The following is a 1,780-nucleotide window of genomic DNA, read 5'->3' on the forward strand; positions in this document are numbered from 1 at the left end:
CAGCGCCGTCGGCTGCCCTAGCGTTCGGCAGGTGGACACCAGGAGATCGACCTCGACCGGCTCTAGCTCCGTTGTGTCCTGGGTCGCTCTCGCGTCAACCGGCGTCGCCGCCGCGACACTCTGGATCGCGGACGCCGTCTGGTACGGGATCCCCGAGTCGGGTGGCCCGGGAGTCAGTCTGCTCTTCATCGGCGGATGGGGTCTTCTCACGTGCGCCGCCCTGCTCACGGTCGGCGTGCTCATCCATCTGGCGCCCTCCGCGCTGAGCCGCCACGGAAAACGCCCCGTCGAGTTCGTGCTGCCGAGCGCCGCACTCGTCCTCATCGCGGGGATCCTGCTCGCGCATCCGCTGGCGGGCAGCGCTTTCGCCTGACCCTCACCGGCATCGACCCTCGAGAATGTCTCGGCGCCTCCGGGCCCTCTCGTCAACGGGCTCTGGTGGCTTCACAATTACAGCGAGGGGTGCAACCGTTCGGGTCGGTGCACCCCTCGCTGCCGGTTGGCCGAACGCGCGCCAACCTCGAACGACCAGCAGCCAGGGATCGCCGATCGAGCGGTCACAGCCTAGATTTTCTAGACGGTCTAACTAAGTCCCCTTTCCGGGTGAGGTGGATCGTGCAGGCGATGCTGGTGCTTCGGCTGACCGCGGGCGCCGAGTTGGGAGCGGAGCGATCCGATTTCGAGGTCGATCACTCCTGGTACGGGTCGAAGCGGTGGGCGGGGCGGGGTGCGGTGGTCGTGGTGGTCATGGTCGGGCCTTCCTGTGCAGCAGTGGCAGAAGAGGAGGGGCGGGGACCGGTGCGAGCCGGTCCCCGCCGGGTGGGCTAGCTGAGTCCTGCGGCGTCGGCGGGGGTGCTGTCGCCGGTGACGACCTGCTCGACCGGGGAGAGCGCGTATGCCCAGGCCGCGAGCTGGCGGAAGTGCTCGGCCGTGCGCTTGTCGCCGCGGCGCCAGGACTCCTTGCTCGTGTGCGCCTCCTGGCCTCCGAGCACGACGGCCAGCGCGACCAGGCAGGCCTTCGCGGGGTTCGCCTCGACCAGCGCTGCGAGGGCGTCGGCGCGGTAGCCGGAGGGGCGCTCGATGCGCAGCAGCGCGTGCGCGAGGTCGCTGCCGCCCGTCATCCCGGAGGACACGGCGAACCGGTGAGCGGTGAGACCGAGGGCGATGACGCGATCCGCGTCCTTGGGGAGGGTCTTGCGGGCGAGGAACGTCGCGATCCACTCGCGGCGCACCTTCTCGGCCGCGTTCCACGCCTTGTTGTTGGCGATGAGAACCTTCCGCTCCGCGGACTTCGCAGCACGCTCCTCCTCGGTCTGCGGTTGCTCGGGGGCTCCGTAGGCGTAGGTGAATCCGGCGGCGGTCGGGCCTGGACGAGGAGCGTGACCTCGACCTCGCCGCGCCAGCTGGTGTCGATGAGCACTCCACGGCCGGAAGCGACGGCGACCTGCTCGGGGGTGACGCTCTTCCCGTCCTCGCCACGCAGCTGCCGCACCGGCGTCCACGTCGCCTGGTCGCCGTAAGCGTCGGAGCGGGTGAGGATCTGGAAGACGTTGCCGGTGTACTCGGCGGCGGTCGCCGCGAGGAGCCCCTGGTGCGCGGCCTCGTCGCGGAGGGTCTGCGCGGTGTGCTCGAACCGGGCCGGGTCGTGTATGGCGACCTCGATCAGGGTCGCGCGGGCGTCGGCGTCGTCCTCGAACTCCAACAGCACCGCCGCCTGGTCCAGGGTCAGCTCGTGCTCGTGCAGAACGGACGTGACGGTCGCGGACTCCGCGACCGCGAG

3 protein-coding genes are annotated in these 1,780 nt (G+C 70.3%); 2 read left to right on the forward strand and 1 reads right to left on the reverse strand.

The window, feature by feature from the left end; genetic code table 11:
* Window positions 1–31: 31 nt before the first annotated feature.
* On the forward strand, window positions 32–373 hold the full coding sequence (locus C5C36_RS17175) for a hypothetical protein (RefSeq protein ID WP_146081495.1): 342 nt from the start codon (window positions 32–34) through the stop codon (window positions 371–373).
* 451 nt (window positions 374–824) lie between these two features.
* Here the strand turns inward: C5C36_RS17175 and C5C36_RS17180 are convergent, their stop codons facing one another.
* Entirely contained in the window at window positions 825–1,232 is a 408-nt protein-coding gene (locus tag C5C36_RS17180; protein ID WP_104310113.1) for a hypothetical protein, read from the reverse strand.
* A gap of 359 nt (window positions 1,233–1,591) precedes the next feature.
* Between C5C36_RS17180 and C5C36_RS17185 the strand changes: the two genes are divergently transcribed.
* The coding region (locus C5C36_RS17185; RefSeq protein ID WP_146085370.1) for a hypothetical protein at window positions 1,592–1,780 on the forward strand (189 nt) is incomplete at its 3' end.

It is taken from the genome of Rathayibacter sp. AY1G1, assembly GCF_002932095.1.
In the GTDB taxonomy this organism is placed as follows: Bacteria; Actinomycetota; Actinomycetes; order Actinomycetales; family Microbacteriaceae; genus Rathayibacter.